Here is a 15156-nt window from a genome sequence, read left to right on the forward strand (position 1 = left end):
CCGCTCGGTAGACTGGACGCCACCATGCCCCAGAACTTCCAGACCTCACTGCCCGGCCTGTTCACCTCCCGCACCACCGAGCCAGTCGGCGCGGATCCGGAGGCCTACACCCCTGCCGCCCCGGTGCACCGCGCCCCCACGGCCGACGAGCTGCTGGAGGGTCTGAACGAGCAGCAGAAGCAGGCGGTGGTCCATACCGGCGGCCCGTTGCTGATCGTCGCGGGCGCCGGCTCGGGCAAGACGCGCGTACTGACCCACCGCATCGCCTACGCCCTGGCCACCGGCCAGGCCCGGCCGCACGAGATCCTGGCGATCACCTTCACCAACAAGGCCGCCGCGGAGATGCGCGAACGCATCTCCGCCCTGATCGGGCCGGCGGCCCAGAAGATGTGGATCTCCACGTTCCACTCCTCGAGCGTGCGCATCCTGCGCCGAGAGGCCGCCTCGGTGGGCCTGAAGTCCAACTTCTCAATCTACGATTCCGCTGACTCCCTCCGCCTGGTCACCTCGATCGTCAAAGCCCATGACCTGGATCCCAAGAAGTTCACGCCCAAGTCGCTGCTCAACAAGATCAGCGCCCTGAAGAACGAGCTCGTGGATGCCGAGGACCACTCCTCGACCGTCTCCGAGTCGGATCCGTTCGCCCAGGCGGTGTCCACCGTGTACCTGGAGTACACCCAACGACTGCGCCAGGCCAACGCCATGGACTTCGACGACCTCATCGGCATGACGGTCAACATCTTCGAGGCGTTCCCCGCCGTGCTGGACAACTACCGCCGCCGCTTCCGGCACGTGCTGGTGGACGAGTACCAGGACACCAACCATGCCCAGTACCGCCTCGTCCGCCTCCTGACCGGACCGGCCCACGAGCCGGACGGAGTCGAGACGACCGGCGGCGAGCTGACCGTGGTCGGCGACTCGGACCAGTCCATCTACGCGTTCCGCGGCGCGGACATCCGCAACATCGTGGAGTTCGAGCAGGACTACACCCAGGCCACCACCATCAAGCTCGAGCAGAACTACCGCTCCTCACAGACCATCCTGGATGCCGCCAACGCGGTGATCTCCAAGAACCCGAAGCGCCGGCCCAAGAACCTGTGGACCGCGGAGGGTGCGGGGGAGAAGATCATCGGTTACGCGGCCGAGAACGAGTCCGCCGAGGCCGAATGGATCGCCACCACCATCGACCGGCTGCAGGACGAGGACGGGATCCGACCGGCCGACGTCGCCGTGTTCTACCGGACCAACGCGCAGTCCCGATCGCTGGAGGAACGCCTCGTCACCAAGGGCATCCCTTACCGGGTCATCGGAGGCACGCGGTTCTATGACCGCAAGGAGATCAAGGACGCGCTCGCCTACCTGCGCGTGCTGGAGAATCCCGACGACGACGTGAACCTGCGCCGCATCCTCAACGAACCCAAGCGCGGGATCGGGGATCGCGCCGAGGGCGCGGTGGCGGCACTGCAGACGCGCAACCGGTCGACCTTCTTCGAGGCCCTCCAGCAGGCGGACCAGGCGCCCGCGATGGCCAGCCGATCGGTGAAGGCGATCAACGGCTTCGTCCAGATGATGGAGGACCTGGCCCAGGTGGCCGCGACCTCGAGTGCCGCCACCGTGCTGGAAGCGGTGCTGGAGCAGACCGGCATGCTCACCGCCCTGCGCTCTTCCGAGGACCTGCAGGACGAGTCCCGGGCGGACAACCTCGGCGAACTGGTGGCCGTGGTCCGGGAGTTCGAGAAGAACAACCCCGGCGGGACGCTGGGAGACTTCCTCGAGCAGGTGGCACTGGTGGCCGATGCCGACCAGCTGCCGGACGCCTCGGACGCGGAGGGGGCGGAGCTGGCCGAACAGCTCGGCCAGGTCACGCTCATGACCCTGCACACGGCCAAGGGCCTGGAGTTCCCGGTGGTATTCCTGACCGGCATGGAGCACGGGGTGTTCCCGCACTCGCGGTCCATGACGGACGAGAAGGAGCTGGCCGAGGAGCGTCGGCTGGCCTACGTGGGCCTGACCCGGGCGCGTAAACGCCTGTTCGTCTCGCGTGCGGAGGCCCGGTCCCTGTGGGGGCAGCACCAGTTCAACCCGCCCAGCCAGTTCTTGGGAGAGATTCCCGAGAGCCTGCTGGACTGGGAGCGGGAGGGCTCCGCACGCCCCGCCGGATTCGCCGGGGGAGCGTCCGGCGGATGGGGTGGCGGCTCCATCGGCGGCCACGGCGGGCAATACGGTCAGTACGGTCAGTCCGGCTCTCAGTCGCGCTATCCGCAGCGGTTCTCCGGCTCCCACTGGGGGGCCGGTGGGCCGACGTCCAACCGGCCCGCCCGCGCGTCGGGCAGCTATGCGGAGGACGCGGAGCTGAAGGTTCCCCAGCGTGGGGCCGCCCGCACCCGGGTGCAGCCGCAGAAGGAGATGCTCTCGCTGAGTCCCGGGGATCACGTGGAGCACGGGACCTTCGGCCGGGGCACCGTCCTGAGCCTTGAGGGCCAGGGTGACAAGATCGTGGCCAAGGTGAGCTTCAACGGCACCGAGAAACGGCTGTTGCTGCGCTACGCCCCGCTGAGCAAGGTTCAGTGACCTCCTGGTGGAATAACCGACCGGGCTCGCCGTGGACTAAGGTATGGGATGGAACGCCCGGGGAATCCCTGGGCTTCCGGCCGGCTTCCGCCGTGCCGGACATGCTTCGGTCGATGTCAGGGGTGGAAACGCCCTTCGTCACTGCACTGTGGTGTGCCTGATGCCGCTCGCGGAAACCGACCGTCCCCGTTTTCGACGTAGAAGGACTGCAACCCGTGGACCTGTATGAATACCAGGCGCGCGATCTGTTCGAGGCACACGGCGTTCCCGTGCTGGCTGGCATCGTGGCGCAGACTCCGGAAGAGGCCAAGGCGGCCGCTGAGAAGATTGGCGGCGTGACCGTCGTCAAGGCCCAGGTGAAGGTCGGTGGCCGTGGTAAGGCCGGCGGCGTGAAGGTCGCCAAGACCGCCGATGAGGCCTTTCAGTACGCCAAGGACATCCTGGGCATGGACATCAAGGGCCACACGGTCCACCAGGTCATGATCGCCCAGGGCGCCGACATCGCCGAGGAGTACTACTTCTCCGTGCTGCTGGACCGCTCCAACCGCACCTACCTGGCCATGTGCTCGGTCGAGGGTGGCATGGAGATCGAGCAGCTCGCCGTTGAGCGCCCCGAGGCCCTGGCCAAGGTTCCCGTCTCCGCGCTGACCGGCATCGATGCCGAGACCGCGGCCAAGATCGTGGCCGAGGCCAACTTCCCCGAGGAGCTGCGCGGCAAGGTCGCGGACGTCCTGGTCAAGCTGTGGGATGTCTTCGAGAAGGAGGACGCCACCCTCGTGGAGGTCAACCCGCTGGTCAAGACCGGCGCCGGTGACATCGTCGCCCTCGATGGCAAGGTCACCCTGGACGAGAACGCCGAGTTCCGCCAGGAGGGTCACGCAGCGCTGGTGGACAAGCGCACCGAGGACCCGTTGGAGGCCAAGGCCAAGGCCAACGACCTCAACTACGTCAAGCTCGATGGCCAGGTCGGCATCATCGGCAACGGCGCCGGCCTCGTGATGTCCACGCTGGATGTGGTCGCCTACGCCGGTGAGAACCACGGCAACGTCAAGCCCGCCAACTTCCTGGACATCGGCGGTGGCGCCTCGGCTGAGGTCATGGCCAACGGCCTGGACGTCATCCTGAACGATGAGCAGGTCAAGTCCGTGTTCGTGAACGTCTTCGGTGGCATCACCTCCTGTGACGCGGTCGCTCACGGCATCGTCAAGGCCCTCGAGATCCTGGGCGACGCCGCCACCAAGCCGCTCGTGGTGCGCCTGGACGGCAACAACGTCGAGGAGGGCCGCCGGATCCTCTCCGACGCCAACCACCCGCTGGTGACCCTCGCCACCACCATGGACGAAGGCGCCGACAAGGCCGCTGAACTCGCCAACACCGCGCCGGCTGACAAGTAAGGACCCCTCAACTCATGTCGATCTACCTGAACAAGGATTCCAAGGTCATCGTCCAGGGCATCACCGGCGGCGAAGGCACCAAGCACACCGCCCTGATGCTCAAGGCGGGCACCAACATCGTCGGCGGCGTGAACGCCCGCAAGGCCGGCACCACCGTGACGCACAGCCGTGCGGACGGCTCCGAGGTCGAACTGCCCGTCTTCGGTTCCGTGGCCGAGGCCATGGAGAAGACCGGCGCCGATGTGTCCGTGGCCTTCGTGCCGCCGAAGTTCGCCAAGGATGCTGCCATCGAGGCCGTCGAGGCCAAGATGCCGCTGCTCGTGGTCATCACCGAGGGCATCCCGGTGCAGGACACCGCCGAGTTCTACGCTCTGGCCGAGTCCCGCACCGACGCCGACGGCAAGCCGACCACCACGATCATCGGCCCGAACTGCCCCGGCGTCATCACCCCCGGGGAGGCGCTGGCCGGCATCACCCCGGCCAACATCACCTCCAAGGGCCCGATCGGGCTGGTCTCCAAGTCCGGCACGCTGACCTACCAGATGATGTACGAGCTGCGTGACCTGGGCTTCTCCACCGCCATCGGCATCGGCGGCGACCCGGTCATCGGAACCACCCACATCGATGCCCTCGCGGCGTTCGAGGCGGACCCGGAGACCAAGGCCATCGTGATGATCGGCGAGATCGGCGGCGACGCCGAGGAGCGCGCGGCCGACTTCATCAAGGCCAACGTCACCAAGCCGGTCGTCGGCTATGTGGCCGGCTTCACCGCCCCGGAGGGCAAGACCATGGGCCACGCCGGCGCCATCGTCTCCGGCTCCTCCGGCACCGCACAGGCCAAGAAGGAAGCCCTCGAGGCCGCCGGCGTCAAGGTGGGCAAGACCCCCTCCGAGACCGCCGACCTGATGAGGCAGCTCCTGAACGGCTGAACCGACACCCCATCAACGACGCCGGCCCCCTCCTTCCATTGGAAGGAGGGGGCCGGCGTCGGTCTACTGAATGGGCCTGACTCTCAGAGAGCCGAGACGATCCAGATGATCAGGGCGATCGCGACCAGGATGCCCACGATGGTCCAGACAAGGTTGCTTCCACGCATGTTGCTACCTCCATTTCTTGTAGATCCTTCTCATTCATCCTTGCACGGGAAGCGCCCACGTCAAACATCGGAGCGCCAGGGCGTTCAGTGCGGCGGCGAGTGCGGCAGACCGCAGCGTTACGCGAGGTTGGCACCGAACAGCAGGCCCAGCAGGTAGGTGACGGCGGCGGCGCCGAAGCCGATGAGCAGCTGGCGCAGGCCGCGCTTGAAGGGCGAGGCCCCGGAGAGCAGTCCGACCACGCCGCCGGTGCACAGCAGGGCCAGGCCCACGAGCACCGCGGACAGGGCCACGGCGGGGAGCCCTCCCATGCCGAACAGGTAGGGGATGACCGGGATGATGGCTCCGGAGGCGAAGAAGCAGAAGCTGGAGAAGGCGGCACTCCACGGGCTGCCGATGGCCTCGTGGTCGTCCGAGTAGTCCACCGGGCCCTGGGAGCCGTCCGGGTGGGCGGAGAAGGACGGATCGCAGTCGCAGCTGAAGTACCCGAGCCGTTCCTGGGCGCGGTGGACGGCGTCCTCCTCCTTCATGCCACGGGCCCGGTAGACGAGCACCAGCTCATTCTGGTCCAGGTCCAGGTGCTCGGCCGCCTCGAGCGTCACCTGGGTGGGGGAGGACGCCTCGAGCAGTTCACGCTGGGACCGCACGGACACGAACTCGCCGGCGGCCATGGACAGCGCCCCGGCCAGCAGGCCGGCAATACCGGTGAACAGCACCACCGAGTTCGCCACTCCGGTGGCCCCGATGCCCATCACGAGGGCAAGGTTGGACACCAGGCCGTCATTGGCGCCGAAGACAGCAGCTCGGAAGTTGCCGGCGAGCTGCTCGCGTCCCCGGGATGCCAGCCCGCGGACGACCTCCTCGTGGATGGCCTCGTCCGCCACCATGGCGGGAGTGGCGTGCTGGTCCTTGGCATAGGGCGAATCGGATTCGGCACGCTGGGCCAGGGCGAGGATGAAGACCGAACCGAAGACCTTGGCCAGCCAGCGCAACAGGATCCGGTGCGGGGACGGGCGGGGCGGGTTCTCCGCGCGATTGCCGAGCAACAGCCGCCAGTGGTCCTCGTGGCGTTTCTCCGCCGTGGCCAGGCCCAGGAGGATCTCCCGCTCCGGGCTCTCCTTGCGCCGAGCGATGACCCGGTAGATCTCCGCCTCGGCGATCTCATCCGCCAGATAGCGGCGCCACCGCCGGATCTGGTCCCGGGTCGGCTCGGTTACCGGGGGCGTGGGAGTGGTGAAGTCGTGCGGGTGGTCCATCGAGTTCCTCGAAGCAGGGCCCCGACCGGCGTAACCCTGACGGGCATAGTTCGGCCAGAGCTGTGTCTGGCCGAAGGTCTCGCTCGCCCAGACGCCGTTGGCATCTGGGTGGGGCGCCGGGCCTCCCATCGGGGAAAGCCAGTATGTCGACGCGCCGCTGCATTCGCCCTGGGGGCGGGTGGGAACTACTCCCCTTCGACGGCCCCAGTCTACTGGCCAGGGGCGCGTGCGACAAAGACGGGGGCGGAGACCAGTCACCTGCCGCGGTCCGAAGTCAGGCTCGGTCACGTTTACGCTGGGTGAATGACGACACCAGATCCGGAGGGCCCTCGGGCCCGCAGCCGGTTCGCCGCCACCGTCCTCGACGGCGGCCGGGAACCCGACCCGCGGTTCACCCTGGCGAACGAGCGCACCTTCCTGGCCTGGATCCGCACGTCCCTGGCGTTGCTGGCCGGCGGTATCGCGGTGGAGGCGTTCACCGGGTCCGTCTTCGACCCTCTGACGCGCACGGTGCTCGGCACGGTGCTGCTGGGCCTGGCCGCCCTCTTGGCCCTGACGGCCGGATTCCGCTGGGTACGCGTGGAGCGCGCCATGCGGCATGGCCGGCCGCTGCCCCTGCCGCTCATCGTGCCGGTGCTGGCCACCGGGGGCGCGGCGGCCGCCGTCGTGCTGCTGGTGTTCCTGCTGATCCGGCCGGCCTGAGCCATGCGCCGGCCTCCCGCCCGGCCGCCTGCCGAGGCCCTGCACCGGGACCCCGGGCTGCAGCCCGAACGGACCGTGATGAGTTGGGACCGGACTCTGCTCGCCCTGTTCGTGGCGGCGGTGATGTTCCTGCGCTGGTACGCCACGGTCGGCCTCGCGGCACTGGCACCGGCCGGACTGTGCGGGCTGGCGGCGATGGCCATCCACCTCACCCAACGCCGGCGGTACGGGCTCCAGTCCCGCGGCGTGGCCCGGGAGTGGGTGGAGGCCGACGTCTTCTCCGTGCTGTGGATGATGGTCCTCGTGGTGGCCCTCGCCGTGCTCGGGGCCCTGGCCATCTGGGTGATCTGATCCCTCAGCGGTGGTCGACCACGTGGCGGCTCCGCACGAACTCCTCGGGAGCCCCCTCCACGGTGCGGCGGCGCCAGGCCGCCAGCACGGAGGGGTGCGTGGGCGTGGTCAGCAGGCTGACCACGGTGTACACCAGCACCGAGGCGGCCAGGCCCACGTAGATCGGCTCATTGGCGTAGACGCCCGCGAACCTTTCCTCTGCCTGGACCTCCAGGGTGATCATGGTGGCCAGGGTTCCCAGCGTGCCGGCCGCCATGGACCACGCTGCCCCCGCCCCGGTGCCGCGGGACCACACCAGACCTCCGAGGATGGCCACCAGCAGGCCACCGACGAGGATGTCGTAGGCGATGGTCAGCGCGGCCACCACATCCGGGACCGCGATGGCCAGGGCCAGCACGAACAGGCCCAGTCCCAGTACCCACCAACGGTTGGTGTCCACGTCCTCCTCGAAGTCCTTCGCCTCGGCCGCATCGGCCTCGGCCTGCGCGTGTGCCGCAGCGGCGTCCAGACGGCGGGTCCGCCGGCGTTCGAGCAGGCCGCGGACCAGGGGCACGACGTCGGCCCGGGCCACGGTGGCGGCGGCGATGAGTGCGCCGGAGGCGGTGGACATCATGGCCGCCACGGCGGCGGCCAGGGCCATCCCGCCCAGGCCGACGGGCAGCAGTTGTGAGGCCACGGTGGCGAAGACGTCGTCGCGGACCTCGATCTGCGGGAGTGCGACCGCGGCGGCCATGCCGATGACCGCACCGGCCACGCCGTAGAGGATGCAGTAGACGCCGGCTGCGCTTCCGCCCCAGCGGGCGACCTGCGGCGAGCGGGCCGTGAACACCCGCTGCCAGATGTCCTGGCCGATCAGCAGCCCCAGGGTGTAGACGACGAAGTAGGTGAGGATCGACTGCAGGCCCATGCCGCCAAGGTCGAAGAACTCGGCATCCAGTCGCTGCCCGAGTCCACTCCAGCCACCGGCCTGCGCCAGGGACAGGGGGAGCATCAGGGCGAACAGGCCCACGGTCATGATGAGGAACTGGGCCATGTCTGCCAGCGTGATGGACCACATGCCGCCGACCACGGCGTAGACGAGGACGATGCCGCCACCCACCACGATGGACAGCCAGCGGTCCCACCCGAAGAGCACCACGAAGATGGACGCATAGGCACCGGTGGAGGTCGCCGCCAGCATCAGGGTGTAGGCCAGCATGACGATCGAGGACACCTGCGTGGCCTCGGAACCGTACCGCAGGGTGAGCATCTGGGAGACGGTGAAGATCTTCAGGCGCTGCAGGGTCGGGGCGAACAGCAGACTGAGCAACAGGACGCCGACGCCGATGGCCGTCACCAGCCACAGCCCGGAGATTCCGTACTCGTAGCCGAGGCCGACGCCGCCGACCGTGGAGGCGCCCCCGAGGACGAGCGCGCTCATGGTCCCGGTATACAGGAAGGGGCCCAGGCGCCGCCCGGCGACCAGGTAGTCAGAGGTGCCGCTGGTCCGGCGCCGGCCCCACCAGCCGAACAGCAGCATGCTGGCGAGGTAGACGGCGATGATCACGATGTTCAACGTCTGCATGACGGGCCCCGCACGTGTTGTTGGTCACATTCGTTGCGGTATACGGTAAACCCATGTTTACCGCCAGACAACCTCGGTGTCGTCGGCCGGCCCCGGGAGGTTGACGCTTGAAATCACTGCCCATCCGACCCGCCGCGGCTGATCCGGCGATCGGCCGGCGCCTGCGGGCGCTGCGCCAGCAGCGGCGGCTGACCATGGACCAGGTCGCCGAGTTCGCCGGCCTCACCAAAGGATTCCTGTCACGGGTGGAACGGGACCTGACCAGCCCGTCTGTCTCGAGCCTGGTGGACATCTGCCAGGTCCTGGGGGTGGCGCCCGGGGAAGTCCTCGATGCCCCCGAGACCGGAGTCGTCCGCCTGGCCGCCGCGCCGCACGTGAACCTGGGCGGAGACGGGATCACCGAACAGCTGCTCACCCCACCCGGACGGCGCTCGCTGCAGATCATCCGTGCGGTGATCGCCCCCGGCGGGCGCGGCGAAACGGACCTGTACACCATGGACTGCGCCGTGGAGGCGCTGCACGTGGTCACCGGGTCCTTCGTGCTGGTCACCTCGGACGGCGAGCTGCCACTGGACGCCGGAGACACCGCCACGTTCCCGGGCGCCGAGCCGCACAGCTGGATCAATCCGGGTCGCCAGGACGCCGTGGTCCTCTGGACGCTGGTCGGGCGGGAGGCGCGCTGACCCGTTGATCACCCGGGCACCGTGCCATGAAGCACAGTCATCGATACGAAAGGACCTGACATGCTCAACATTCCGCGAGTGACGGAGAACGGCCGTCTTGGACCGGTGAACTCAGCCGTGGTGCCCCGCTACGGCGGCGCCCCGACCTTCGCCCTGCTGCCGCGACTCGATGAGGTCGAGGGAACCGGCCGGAAGGCCGACGTCAAGGTCGTCGGGGTGCCCTTCGACTCCGGAGTCTCCTACCGGCCCGGCGCCCGGTTCGGGCCGGGGCACGTTCGGCAGTCCTCCCGCCTGCTCCGCCCCTACAATCCCGCCACCGACACCTCGCCCTTCGCGCAGGTACAGGTGGCCGACGCGGGGGACCTGGCGGTCAACCCCTTCAATATCCACGAGGCGATCGAGGCGATCGAGGCCGACGCGCTGGAGTTGACCGAGGACGGGGCCTCGCTGATGACGCTCGGCGGAGACCACACGATCGCGCTGCCGCTCCTGCGGGCGGCCGCCGAACGCGCGGGATCCCCGGTGGCCCTGCTGCACTTCGACGCGCACCTGGACACCTGGGACACGTACTTCGGGGCCGAGTACACCCATGGAACACCCTTCAGGCGTGCTGTGGAGGAGGGGATCCTCGATACCGACGCCATCAGCCACGTGGGCACCCGCGGCCCCCTGTACGGGAGGAAGGACCTGGAGGATGACCGGCGCTTCGGCTTCGGCATCATGACCAGCTCGGACGTCTACCGCCTCGGCGTGGACGAGATCGTCGCGCGGCTGCGTGACCGCGTGGAGGGCCGGCCCCTGTACATCTCCGTGGACATCGATGTCCTGGACCCGGCCCACGCGCCGGGCACCGGCACCCCGGAGGCCGGTGGGATGACCAGCCGGGAGTTGCTGGAGATCCTGCGCGGCCTGCGCAGCCTCGACCTGGTGGGCGCCGACGTCGTAGAGGTGTCCCCGGCCTATGACCACGCCGAGCTGACCGGGATCGCCGCCGCCCACGTGGCCTATGACCTGATCGGCCTGCTGGGGGAACGGGCATGACCACTCGCAACCGCACCCGCCGCAACGGCGGCGACCTCGTGATCGAGACCCTGCAGGCACTCGGCGCCCGCACCGTCTTCGGGATCCCCGGCCAGCACGCGCTCGGACTCTTCGACGCGCTCTCCCGCTCGGAGCTGCACTACGTCTCATCCCGGGTGGAGAACAATGCCGCCTTCGCCGCGGACGGCTACGCCCGGGCCACCGGCGAGGTTGGGGTGCTGTTCCTCTCCACCGGGCCCGGTGCCCTCACGTCCCTGTCCGGGCTGCAGGAGGTGTACGCGACCGCGGTGCCGGTCGTCGTCGTCGCCTCACAGATCCCGCTCTCCGGGCTGGGTGCCCGCCGCAAGGGCATGCTGCACCAGCTCGATGACCAGAAGGCCTCGGCCCAGAACGTGACCAAGACGCAGTTCAGCGTGCACCACCCCTCCGGGATCCCGTCCGCCATCCAGGACGCCTGGGCCGCGGCCATCACGGTTCCGCAGGGTCCCGTGTGGGTGGAGGTCCCACAGGATGTGCTGCTCGGTGAGGTCATGGTCCCGCCCGTGGAGGATGCCCTGGCCGTGCCCTACGACCATCCACCCCGGCAGGAGCTGATCGACGAGGCCGTGCGGTGGCTGGCCACCTCCCACCGGACCGCGATCGTCGCCGGGGGAGGAGTGCGCCGTTCCACCGGTGACGCCCGCCGCCAGCTGCTGCGCGTGGCCGAGCTGCTGGACGCCCCCGTGGTCTGCACCCCCGGCGGCAACTCGGCCTTTCCGCACGACCACCGGCTGTCCCTCGGCTCCTGGGTGGAGGACCGCCACGTCACAGACCTGCTCGAGGATGCCGAGGTGCTGCTCGTCGTCGGTTCCTCGCTGGGGGAGGTCACCTCCAACTACTTCACCCTCGAACCTCGCGGCCGGCTCATCCAGGTCGACGCCGAACCCCGGGTTCTCGAATCCAACTTCCCCACACTTGGCGTGAGGGCCGACGCCGGCCAGGCCCTGGCCGCGATCGTCGCGGCGCTCTCAGGCACGCAACCCGGGGCCGAGGACTCGGTGCGCGCCGACTGGCACGGCCGCAGCGCCGCCGAGGCGGTGGCCGAGACCCACCGCAGGGTCGAGGCCCGGCTGGACGGGCAGGAGCTGTCCCGCGAGCGGAGGTTCCTGGCGGACATCCGGGCCGCCGTCCCCGCGGAGATGCAGACGTACTGGGACATGACGATCGCGGCGTACTGGGGGTGGAACTGCTGGGACGCCCAATCGGGCGAGTTTCACTCCGCCCAGGGTGCCGGCGGCCTCGGTTATGCCTTCCCAGCCGCGATCGGCGGAGCAGTGGGGCTGGCCGACCCGGCCGACCTGGCCGACGCGGCGGAGGCCGGCGGGCCCGGGGTGCTGGCCGTCGCCGGGGACGGCTCGGCCATGTACTCGATCGCCGAGCTGGCCTCGGCGCAACAGCACGGGGCGAACGTGACCTGGCTGATCGTGGACGACGGCGGCTACGGGATCCTGCGCGATTACATGGAAGAGACCTTCGGCCAGGCCACGGCCACGGAACTGTACCGGCCGGACTTCGTGGCCCTGGCCCGGTCCTTCGGCGTCCCAGCCGAGGAAGTGCCCGTGGAGGAGGTCGGCCCGGCACTCACCCGGGCGTTCAAGCGGCCGGGCCCGGCCGTCGTCGTGGTCAGGACCCTGTTGAGGATGTGGGCGCCGAGTCACCTGGGATAGTTCTCCGGCGGACGCAACTGATCCCCGGCGAAGCGTCAGCTGCCGGGGATCAGATGGTGCGGTGTGCGTCCTGCTGCTAGTCGAAGCGCTCGGGATGCTCACCGAAGATGAAGTGCCGACCGGTGACCCGGTTGACCGTGACCTCTACAAAGAAATCCTTATACGTGGGGACCCAGGGGTCAATAGCCAGTGATTCGGCGAACTCGATCTCGTCCTCCAGTTCCAGCACGCGGGCGGTGCCGCGGGCCAGGACAGACCACGCCTGGTCCGAGAGGATGCCGTCTGCCTCGAAGATGACCTTGGGGTTGATGGTCAGCTCGGCCAGCTTGTTGCCGGGCGCCGTGCGGAAGTAGACCTTGCGGTCAGCGGCCTTGAAGTTCACCGGCACGAGGTCCAGCTCGTCATTCACCCGCAAACCCAACCGCCCGTGGCGGGTGTTCTCCAGCAGCTGCCAGCACTGGTCCTCGTCCAGGACGAGGATCGCCTCGTCATCCGGGTGTTCGAACATCATGGCCCGTCCTCCTTCATCCCCTGCGGGGTGCCATGCCCGGGCCGGGACCGTGGGTCGGAACGTGGAGATCCCGGTCAGCGGGCACTTTCATTGTCCCGTGCCGAGAGGGTTCCTGCTAGGGGTGGCTCAGCGCCGTCACAGCACCGTCATAGGGAGCCGGGTGACAGTGGAACGGAACCGCACGCGAAAGGAACCTCGGGATGAGACGACGCGAGAACAGCAAGCTATTCGAAGGCCGGATGCTGGACCGGCCGGAGGAGGACGTGGAGGACCAAGGCCTCGCGTTCGATCTGGGCACCCTGGTCTCCCGGCGGAAGGCGCTGGGGGCGTTCGGCCTGGGCGCCGGCGCCGTGCTGCTGGCTGCCTGTGCCCCGGTCTCCGAGCAGAACGGTTCGACCGCCGCCTCGGCCTCCGGATCGCCGGCGGCCAGCTCCTCGGCATCGTCAGCGCAGGCCGAACTGGTCGAGACACCGGGGGAGACCGCCGGACCCTATTCGGGCGATGGCTCCAATGGTCCGGACGTCCTGGAGGAATCGGGAGTGGAACGCAGTGACATCACCTCCTCGATAGACGGCGGTGCCACAGCCGAGGGTGTGCCACTGACCCTCACCATGAACATCATCGACATGGCCGGTGGCAATGTCCCCATGACCGGCGCCGCCGTCTACGTATGGCACTGTGATGCCGCCGGACAGTACTCCATGTACTCGGACGCCGTGGTGGAGGAGACCTACCTGCGTGGGGTCCAGGTGGCCGGTGAGGACGGCACTGTCACCTTCACCACGATCTTTCCCGGTTGCTACACCGGCCGCTGGCCGCACATCCACTTCGAGGTCTTCCCGGACCTGGACTCCATCACGGACGCCACCAATGCGGTGCTGACCTCCCAGATCGCCATGGCGGAGGCGAGCAGTTCAAGCGTCTTCGCCCTGGAGGCCTATGCGGGCTCGGCCGAGAACCTGGCGCAGGTCACCTTGGCCTCGGACAACGTCTTCAGCGACGATTCGGCGGCCCAACAGCTCGGAACCACCACCGGGTCGGTGCAGCAGGGCTACACAGTCACGATCGACGTGCCGATCGACACCACCACGGAACCCTCCACTGACGGGATGCCACCCGCCGGCGGTGCAGGGAACCCCGGCGGCGCGCCTCCCAGCGGTTGTCCCGGGGGCCAGCCGCCGAGCCGGTAGCCGACGAGCGTCAGGAAGCGTCAGGACGGGAACGTGTGGAGGGGAGCGGGCAGGAGCGGCATCATCGCCGGTAGCCGGCGGTGCGCCGGACGGCCACGGTCTCCTCCAGCACCCGGACCGCCGTCGGCGCCACCCGCCCCGGGGCCACGGCCACGTAGCAGGGGGCCAGGTGGGCGGGGCGGCGTTCGGGGCCGTCCGTGTCATAGAACAGGGCCAGGTAGTGGCCTCCGGCCCGGCGCACCAGCAACTGGCCGACGCCCACGTCCCACGGGTTGGTGTCCACCCCGAGGGTCACGTCCGCCCACCCGATCGCCGTGAAGGCCAGCTCCAAAGCACCGGAGACGGTCCGGCGGACGGTGGCATAGGAGTCGACCAGTCGGCCGAAGCGCTCCAGTGCCACGGGGCCGTCCAGTTCCAGGGCCTCCGCGGAGGGATAGGAGGTCACGAGGTTCATGGCGGGCTCGGCGGGAGGATCAGCGAGATGCACGGCGTCCACAAGGTGGGCCGCATCCACGGACGCGGTCTCGGCCCCGAAGCGCACACCGTTGAGGTACGCCCCGACCTCGTCGGCGGAGAACTCGAGCCCGTTCACCGGGTCCAGCACCACGCCGGCCACCACCTCGCCGTCCACCGCCGCGGCGATGGAGATGGAGAACATCGCGAAGCCGTGGGCGAAGTTGGCGGTGCCGTCGATCGGGTCGATGATCCACTCGAGACGGTGTGCGTCGGCGGGGAGACCGGCGGCCTGGCCTGAGCCAGCAGGCCTGGGATCGTAGCCCCGGGCGCCCCCCTCCTCGCCGATGAAGCGGCTGCCCGGCACGGCCTCACCGAGCAGCCGGACCAGTTCGTCCTCAGTGGCGCGGTCATGCACCGTGACCAGGTCATGCGAGGAGCGCTTGATGGTCAGATTGAGGTCCGCGGGGGTGGAGCGGAAGGCGCGGACCAGGCGGGGGGCGCAGGCGGCCGCCGCGGTGATGGCGATGCGGCGCAGTTCGCTGGGTGCTGGAAGGGCGCTCGACATGGGGCCAGCCTATCCTCCGGGTCTGTCCGCGGGACATGCCGTGCGCCGGGAGCGGACACTGCGGGGCCCGGT

At 69.1% G+C, this 15156-nt stretch carries 13 protein-coding genes; 9 read left to right on the forward strand and 4 right to left on the reverse strand.

The annotated features are described in order from the left end of the window. Positions 1 to 24: 24 nt before the first annotated feature. From pcrA to sucD, 3 genes are all read left to right on the forward strand, one after another. Positions 25 to 2571, forward strand: a complete 2547-nt coding sequence (pcrA, locus tag BOSE125_RS01650) for a DNA helicase PcrA (RefSeq protein ID WP_159549095.1) — start codon at positions 25 to 27, stop codon at positions 2569 to 2571. A gap of 215 nt (positions 2572 to 2786) precedes the next feature. Next, positions 2787 to 3965 (forward strand): ADP-forming succinate--CoA ligase subunit beta, encoded by a 1179-nt coding sequence (sucC, locus tag BOSE125_RS01655; RefSeq protein ID WP_159549098.1) that lies wholly within the window; start codon positions 2787 to 2789, stop codon positions 3963 to 3965. A 14-nt stretch (positions 3966 to 3979) separates the two neighbouring features. Next, complete coding sequence (gene sucD / locus BOSE125_RS01660) at positions 3980 to 4894, forward strand: succinate--CoA ligase subunit alpha (protein ID WP_115932999.1); 915 nt, start codon at positions 3980 to 3982, stop codon at positions 4892 to 4894. Positions 4895 to 5178: 284 nt separating this feature from the next. Here sucD and BOSE125_RS01665 read toward each other — a convergent pair whose 3' ends face one another. Then, entirely contained in the window at positions 5179 to 6315 is a 1137-nt protein-coding gene (locus tag BOSE125_RS01665) for a VIT1/CCC1 transporter family protein (RefSeq protein WP_159549101.1), read from the reverse strand. A 303-nt stretch (positions 6316 to 6618) separates the two neighbouring features. Here BOSE125_RS01665 and BOSE125_RS01670 point away from each other — a divergent pair, with 303 nt between their 5' ends. Beyond that, the gene (locus BOSE125_RS01670; protein WP_159549104.1) at positions 6619 to 7017 is read left to right on the forward strand and encodes a YidH family protein; all 399 of its coding nucleotides are present in this window, start codon (positions 6619 to 6621) and stop codon (positions 7015 to 7017) included. A 3-nt stretch (positions 7018 to 7020) separates the two neighbouring features. Then, the gene (locus tag BOSE125_RS01675) at positions 7021 to 7368 is read left to right on the forward strand and encodes a DUF202 domain-containing protein (protein WP_159549107.1); all 348 of its coding nucleotides are present in this window, start codon (positions 7021 to 7023) and stop codon (positions 7366 to 7368) included. A 4-nt stretch (positions 7369 to 7372) separates the two neighbouring features. Here BOSE125_RS01675 and BOSE125_RS01680 read toward each other — a convergent pair whose 3' ends face one another. Then, positions 7373 to 8932, reverse strand: a complete 1560-nt coding sequence (locus BOSE125_RS01680) for a sodium:solute symporter (RefSeq protein WP_159549110.1) — start codon at positions 8930 to 8932, stop codon at positions 7373 to 7375. Between the two features lie 107 nt (positions 8933 to 9039). On the opposite strand from BOSE125_RS01680, the gene BOSE125_RS01685 reads away from it, so the two are divergent. From BOSE125_RS01685 to BOSE125_RS01695, 3 genes are read left to right on the forward strand one after another with little or no spacing between them, the layout of a single operon-like run. After that, entirely contained in the window at positions 9040 to 9615 is a 576-nt protein-coding gene (locus tag BOSE125_RS01685; RefSeq protein ID WP_115933004.1) for a helix-turn-helix domain-containing protein, read from the forward strand. Between the two features lie 60 nt (positions 9616 to 9675). Then, entirely contained in the window at positions 9676 to 10656 is a 981-nt protein-coding gene (gene speB, locus BOSE125_RS01690; protein WP_159549113.1) for an agmatinase, read from the forward strand. Further along, positions 10653 to 12362 (forward strand): thiamine pyrophosphate-binding protein, encoded by a 1710-nt coding sequence (locus BOSE125_RS01695; RefSeq protein ID WP_159549116.1) that lies wholly within the window; start codon positions 10653 to 10655, stop codon positions 12360 to 12362. Before speB ends, BOSE125_RS01695 begins: the two co-directional genes overlap by 4 nt. A gap of 76 nt (positions 12363 to 12438) precedes the next feature. Here the strand turns inward: BOSE125_RS01695 and BOSE125_RS01700 are convergent, their stop codons facing one another. Beyond that, positions 12439 to 12873, reverse strand: a complete 435-nt coding sequence (locus tag BOSE125_RS01700; protein WP_115933007.1) for a pyridoxamine 5'-phosphate oxidase family protein — start codon at positions 12871 to 12873, stop codon at positions 12439 to 12441. Between the two features lie 200 nt (positions 12874 to 13073). Between BOSE125_RS01700 and BOSE125_RS01705 the strand changes: the two genes are divergently transcribed. Continuing rightward, positions 13074 to 14063: an intradiol ring-cleavage dioxygenase gene (locus tag BOSE125_RS01705; protein WP_159549119.1), complete on the forward strand. Its 990-nt coding sequence runs from the start codon at positions 13074 to 13076 to the stop codon at positions 14061 to 14063. A 61-nt stretch (positions 14064 to 14124) separates the two neighbouring features. Here the strand turns inward: BOSE125_RS01705 and BOSE125_RS01710 are convergent, their stop codons facing one another. Next, a complete protein-coding gene (locus BOSE125_RS01710; RefSeq protein ID WP_115933009.1) occupies positions 14125 to 15084 on the reverse strand; it encodes an inositol monophosphatase in 960 nt (319 codons plus the stop codon). Positions 15085 to 15156 lie beyond the last annotated feature (72 nt).

The sequence above is a fragment of the Citricoccus sp. K5 genome (genome assembly GCF_902506195.1).
Taxonomy (GTDB): Bacteria; Actinomycetota; Actinomycetes; order Actinomycetales; family Micrococcaceae; genus Citricoccus.

Coding starts and splice junctions, on each gene's coding strand:
- speB (WP_159549113.1), top strand. CDS start 9,676: ATGCTCAACATTCCGCGAGTGACGGAGAACGGCCGTCTTGGACCGGTG.
- BOSE125_RS01705 (WP_159549119.1), top strand. CDS start 13,074: ATGAGACGACGCGAGAACAGCAAGCTATTCGAAGGCCGGATGCTGGAC.
- sucD (WP_115932999.1), top strand. CDS start 3,980: ATGTCGATCTACCTGAACAAGGATTCCAAGGTCATCGTCCAGGGCATC.
- BOSE125_RS01710 (WP_115933009.1), bottom strand. CDS start 15,084: ATGTCGAGCGCCCTTCCAGCACCCAGCGAACTGCGCCGCATCGCCATC.
- BOSE125_RS01695 (WP_159549116.1), top strand. CDS start 10,653: ATGACCACTCGCAACCGCACCCGCCGCAACGGCGGCGACCTCGTGATC.
- pcrA (WP_159549095.1), top strand. CDS start 25: ATGCCCCAGAACTTCCAGACCTCACTGCCCGGCCTGTTCACCTCCCGC.
- BOSE125_RS01670 (WP_159549104.1), top strand. CDS start 6,619: ATGACGACACCAGATCCGGAGGGCCCTCGGGCCCGCAGCCGGTTCGCC.
- BOSE125_RS01680 (WP_159549110.1), bottom strand. CDS start 8,932: ATGCAGACGTTGAACATCGTGATCATCGCCGTCTACCTCGCCAGCATG.
- BOSE125_RS01675 (WP_159549107.1), top strand. CDS start 7,021: ATGCGCCGGCCTCCCGCCCGGCCGCCTGCCGAGGCCCTGCACCGGGAC.
- BOSE125_RS01665 (WP_159549101.1), bottom strand. CDS start 6,315: ATGGACCACCCGCACGACTTCACCACTCCCACGCCCCCGGTAACCGAG.
- BOSE125_RS01700 (WP_115933007.1), bottom strand. CDS start 12,873: ATGATGTTCGAACACCCGGATGACGAGGCGATCCTCGTCCTGGACGAG.